Source organism: uncultured Adlercreutzia sp. (genome assembly GCA_910585575.1).
In the GTDB taxonomy this organism is placed as follows: domain Bacteria; phylum Actinomycetota; class Coriobacteriia; order Coriobacteriales; family Eggerthellaceae; genus Adlercreutzia.
In genome coordinates this window covers 1-5131 of record CAJUFS010000110.1, presented here as the reverse complement: position 1 = coordinate 5131, position 5131 = coordinate 1, and the positions used below count along the sequence as shown (strand labels likewise).

Here is a 5131-nt window from a genome sequence, read left to right as displayed (position 1 = left end):
GATTCAAACCCAGGGCGTGGGCGTCCTGATTATCAACTTCTCGAAGCTGCAGTTCGACATCTCCATCACCCACGAGAACCGTCCCCGCGATGGCCTCTTCGACGTCGTGGTCATGAACACCCATGACGCCATCGGGCTTATTCCAGCCCTGCTCAGCTGCATGCTCGACCGCGGGGGTGACTTCCCCGCCCGCCCCGACGCCATCGACCTGTACCGCGGCAGCGAAGTCACCGTCATGGCCGATCCTCCCCTGGCGGTGCAGTACGATGGCGAAGTAACGGGGGCCACGACGCCCTTCACCGCCCGGCTGATGCCCGAGGCGGCCCGCTTCATCGTCTCAGAGGACTGCCTCAAGCTCTACGACGAAGAATCCGCCGAGCCCCTGCTCCTCGACGAGTAAAGTCGCCAACCGCAGCATGCAAAGCGAGGCTCCGTCCGCCGAGACGACGCAAGGACATCGGCAATGCAGCCCGGCTGAGAGCCGGGTCGTCTGCAGGGCTCTCTGAACACTGCCTTTTACGCGACCGAAGGTCGCTCCATAAAAACATGAAGGAGCGAAGCGCCTGAGGCCGAAGGCCGAACAGCGGAGCGGGTGCCCGGCAGACGACCCGGATCTCAGCCGGGCGGCGGGATGGAAACAAAAGAGCGGCTCGGCGCACACAGCACCGAGCCGCTTTTCGTTTGCGAGTCGAAATCCCTAGATAAGGTTCGGCGTGGTAAGCAGCAGATACACGGACAGCACCGCCGCCGCGATGATGATGACGAGCACCACCTTGTCGACCAGGCTCTCGAACACCTTCTCGCCGCGCTCCTTCTTGCCCCAGATGTACATGAGAACACCGGGCAGATAGAGCAGACACATGAGAATAAGCCCCAGAGCGCCAGCCGCCCATGACAGGAATAAGCTGTAGATAACGCCCACGACACCGAGAATGCGCCAGAACCATAGCGGAGCGTTCAAGCGCCCCTTGAACGCCTCGGGCTCCTTAAAGGCCACCTTGGCGAAGTAGGCCGCCGACAGCAGGTAGGGCAACAGGATCATGCCGGCAGACAGCGTGTAGAAGAACTGATAGGTGGAGTCGGTGAACAGCCACGTGATAAGGAAGAGCTCGATGATGCAGTTCGTGACCACGAGGGTGACCACCGGCGCGCCCTTCTTGTTCACCTTCGCGAAAGCCTTGATGAACACGCCCTTCTCGGCCGCCTCGAAGGGCGACTCGCTGGCGAGCACGGTATAGCCGAGCATGGCACCGATAAGGGACAGCGACACGGCGAAGTTAATGAGGATGGCGCCCCAATCACCCACGGCGGCCTGCATCACGTAGGCCAGAGCCGGGTTCTCGAGGTCTGCCAGCTCGGAGAGCGGCATGACGCCCATGGACAGCAGAGATACCATCATATAGAGCGTCAGCACGCAGCAGAACGCGATGATGGTGGCCTTACCCACGTCCTTCGATTTGCGAGCGCGGCCCGAAATGGCCACGGCACCCTCGATGCCAATGAACACCCAGATGGTGACCATCATGGCCGACTGCACCTGATCCATAAACGTCATGGTGGGGTCGGCGCCTGTTTGCATATTCGCCCAGAAAATATCGGGGTTGAAGGCACCAATAAAGATGATGGCGATAATGGCAATGAGCAGCGGCACGAACTTCGAGATGGTGATAACCGCGTTAATGAGGGTTACCTCGGAAATGCCGCGGCTGACCAAGAAGGCATAGAACCAGATGATGCACGAGGCGCCGATAACGGCGGCCAAGTCGGTGCCGGAGCCGAAGATCGGGAAGAAGTAGGACAAGGCGCCGAAGAGCAGAGCCGAGAAGCTGACCGTGCACAGAAGCGCCGAGATCCAGTAGCCCCAGGCCGAGTTAAAGCCAAGGAAGTCGCCGAAACCGGCCGAGGCGTAGCTGTAGATGCCGCCGGTGAGCTCGGGCTTGATGCGCGAGAGCGCAAAGAACGTCATAACCAAGCAGAATACGCCAATGGCCGAGATGGACCACGCTGTGAGGATAGCCGCGCCGCTGGCGCCTCCGGCCGCCTGGTCGCCGGCCAAGGTGAACACGCCCGCGCCAACGATGAGGGTGATAACCGTGGTGACCAAACGAAACAGGCCGATGCCATGGGGATTGGTAACCCCATCGGACGCTCCCCCGGGCGCCGAAGAGGCCGCTGTCGTGGTCATGGATTCATTGCTCATAATGAGACCAACTCCTCGATTGGGAAACATTGGGAACCATGATACCCCAGCTGATGTTCTCTTCTCTGCACAAATTACCCCCGTAATGACGGTGTTACTAATAGTCCCTGGTGAGAGCCTTGAAAAAAGAATGGCCTACCGTTTAGACCCGTCTTTCGAGTTTTCTTAAAAAACTCTTTGACAGACTCGCGCATTCTGATAGAATTCTTACTCGCTGCAACGGATACGTTGCCCTTATGCGCGATTAGCTCAGGGGGAGAGCATCACCTTGACACGGTGGGGGCCGCAAGTTCAAATCTTGCATCGCGCACCACACATTCAGAGGTCAGACCTAAAAGTCTGACCTCTTTTTTGTTCTTTGAACTGTCACGGGCAAATACCGCACGAAGTATTCCGCCCCGAAAAGCACTCGACGCCGATGATCGGCGTCGAGTTTTCTCTTAGGCGCTGAAGCGAATACCCACGAAGTAAGCCGTGTTCGGCAGGCCCGAGATATCGTATACCTCGGACAGCTCGATCACCGAGACGCGCCAGGTGTAGGTGCGGTCCTTCTTATCCGTCACGGTGCCCGTTTGATAGGTGTTGCCCGAATCGTCGACACCGGAATCCTCCACCGTGGCATTCTCCAGCCCTTCCGCTGCCATGGCGTTCTGCACGGCTTTCTCCAGCGTGCCCGAATCGAAGTCGGCATAGCGCAGGCGCATGGAGGTGCCGTTCTTGCGCGTGACGGTGAGCGTCCACGCGCCCTTCAGCAACTTGACCGCATCGGGCGCCGAGAGCTTGTCGACGCCCTGCAGGTACATGGCCCCGGCCTCTTCAAGCGAGACGCCCTCGGGCAGCTTGATGACCTCGAACCCGCCGTCGGGATCGGTGCCGATGGGCGTGCGCTCGTAGAGGGTGTAGTCCTTCTTGCTCAGCGCCGCCATGATCTTCTCGTCGGAGCGCGGCATGAGGCTCGCAAGAGAGGGCAGATCGAGGGCCACCTCCCGCGTCAAATTCTCTTGAAGGGTCTGCTGCTGGCGCAGCGGCTCGTTCATAATGCCGTCGAAATAGTTCACCAAAAACAAGGCGCCCAGAAGGGCCGCCACCGCCATAGCGCCGTACATGACCAGGCGCACCCGCGAGGGCATTTCCAGAGGACGCGAGAGCTCAGCGCCGTCGTAATAGCGCACATCACCAATGGTAACTTGGCTTTTCTCGCGGTGAAAGAGGCTCGTGAAGCTGCGCCGGGCACGGGGCTGGGCCTCGTGACCGCCCCGGGCGTGGCTGGCGCCGCGGCGGGGCCGTTCGGACGTTTCGGCAACGGTATTCGGGGAAGCCTCCTCGATCGAAGGGTCGAGAGACGGCTGCTCTGAAGGTTGGGTCATGAAGATGCTCCTGGTTGAACTCGTTACTGCGGCCGATTATACCATTGCTTACCCCGAACCTCTCTGTTAGCATAAACCTGCCCCATGGGGGAGTAGCTGGCAAGGATTTGCGGCTCGTTCAACATCATGGCTACGGTTTACTTCGCAAGAATATACACGTAGTCTGGCGAGCCTTAATGAGCGAGACTCATGGTGCAGACTTGAGGAAATCCGTCAGGGCTGCACCATGAGTCTTTTTTTGTTGGCAGGAAACAGAAAAGACGCGACCGAGGAGGAAATCGTGGATCTATCAATATTCTTGACACCAGAGGCCTGGATCAGCCTGCTGACGCTGATCTTCTTGGAAATTGTGCTTGGCGTCGACAACTTGGTGTTCATCTCCATCACCACGAATCGCCTTCCGAAGGAAAAGCAGCACATCGGCCGTAAGCTCGGCCTGGCGGGCGCCCTGGTCATGCGCATCCTTTTCCTTTGCTTCGCTTCCTACTTGGTGCACATGACCACTCCCCTGTTCACCTTGGAGCTGGGCGGCTATTCCCATGGGTTCTCGGTGCGTGATATCGTCATGCTCCTGGGCGGCGCCTACCTTATCTATAAGGGCATCAAAGAGCTGATCGATGTCTTGGCCCTCACGGAAATCAAGGCCGAGACCTCCGAAGAGCACAAGGCGCGCCACCTCATCTCGCTTCCCCAGGCAGTGGGCACTATTATGGTGATGGACCTTGTCTTCTCCATCGACTCGGTGATTACCGCCGTGGGCCTGGCCGAGCACCTCATCGTTATGATTCTGGCCGTCATGATCGCCGTCATCATCATGATGATCTTCATCGATCCCATTTCCAACTTCATCAATTCCCATCCCGAGATGAAAATCCTCGCCCTGGTCTTCATCACGGCCATCGGCGTCCTGCTCGTGCTTGACTCGGCCGGCCTGCACACCGACATCGAGCTGCTCGACATGCATGTGGAGAAGCTCATGGTCTACTTCGCCATGATCTTCGCCGTTGTTCTCGAGTTTATCCAAATGGCCTTCAACGCTCGCCTGACTGCCTGGAAGAAGGAGCTGGCCGATCAGGCCATCGCCGACGCTGTGGCCCAAGCCGAAGCAGGAGCCGCGCCCCAGCAAGTCGGCGAGCGCGCTCAGAAGCGCGTCGACGCGGCCATCGTGAACGGAGAGCGCGTAGAGTAGCGCCCTCCCCTGCCATTTATCGGGAATCGCGAAATTTTTCGAAATTGGGTCTTGCATCCCGCCCGGGCATCCCGTATAGTATTTCCTCGCGATGCGGACATGGCTCAGCTGGTAGAGCATCACCTTGCCAAGGTGAGGGTCGCGGGTTCGAATCCCGTTGTCCGCTCCATTGTCATCAGAAGGCCGGTCAGGCGCTTGTTTGACCGGCCTTTTCAATGACAGAAGCCAGGAATTGGCGACGTGGCCAAGTGGTAAGGCAGAGGCCTGCAAAGCCTTCACCCCCGGTTCGAATCCGGGCGTCGCCTCCAACTGGTACCTTTTGCGGACATGGCTCAGCTGGTAGAGCATCACCTTGCCAAGGTGAGGGTCGCGGGT

General features: G+C 58.9%; 3 protein-coding genes, 3 tRNA genes and 1 pseudogene. 5 read left to right on the top strand and 2 right to left on the bottom strand.

Annotated elements, in window-relative coordinates:
• Nucleotides 1-400 (top strand): annotated as a pseudogene (locus tag QZ307_RS10675) (diacylglycerol kinase); the annotation flags it as partial.
• Between the two features lie 297 nt (nucleotides 401-697).
• Here QZ307_RS10675 and QZ307_RS10670 read toward each other — a convergent pair.
• The gene (locus tag QZ307_RS10670; RefSeq protein ID WP_295999687.1) at nucleotides 698-2200 is read right to left on the bottom strand and encodes a basic amino acid/polyamine antiporter; all 1503 of its coding nucleotides are present in this window, start codon (nucleotides 2198-2200) and stop codon (nucleotides 698-700) included.
• Nucleotides 2201-2438: 238 nt separating this feature from the next.
• Here QZ307_RS10670 and QZ307_RS10665 point away from each other — a divergent pair.
• Nucleotides 2439-2513: transfer RNA gene (locus QZ307_RS10665), tRNA-Val, on the top strand.
• 127 nt (nucleotides 2514-2640) lie between these two features.
• Here the strand turns inward: QZ307_RS10665 and QZ307_RS10660 are convergent.
• Complete coding sequence (locus tag QZ307_RS10660) at nucleotides 2641-3567, bottom strand: teichoic acid transporter (protein WP_295999686.1); 927 nt, start codon at nucleotides 3565-3567, stop codon at nucleotides 2641-2643.
• A 280-nt stretch (nucleotides 3568-3847) separates the two neighbouring features.
• Here QZ307_RS10660 and QZ307_RS10655 point away from each other — a divergent pair, with 280 nt between their 5' ends.
• The 3 genes from QZ307_RS10655 (at nucleotide 3848) to QZ307_RS10645 (ending at nucleotide 5064) form a co-directional block, all read left to right on the top strand.
• A complete protein-coding gene (locus tag QZ307_RS10655) occupies nucleotides 3848-4756 on the top strand; it encodes a TerC family protein (RefSeq protein WP_295999685.1) in 909 nt (302 codons plus the stop codon).
• Between the two features lie 93 nt (nucleotides 4757-4849).
• A tRNA-Gly gene (locus tag QZ307_RS10650) sits at nucleotides 4850-4925 on the top strand.
• A gap of 65 nt (nucleotides 4926-4990) precedes the next feature.
• Nucleotides 4991-5064: transfer RNA gene (locus QZ307_RS10645), tRNA-Cys, on the top strand.
• Nucleotides 5065-5131: the final 67 nt, after the last annotated feature.

Coding starts and splice junctions, on each gene's coding strand:
- QZ307_RS10670 (WP_295999687.1), bottom strand. CDS start 2,200: ATGAGCAATGAATCCATGACCACGACAGCGGCCTCTTCGGCGCCCGGG.
- QZ307_RS10660 (WP_295999686.1), bottom strand. CDS start 3,567: ATGACCCAACCTTCAGAGCAGCCGTCTCTCGACCCTTCGATCGAGGAG.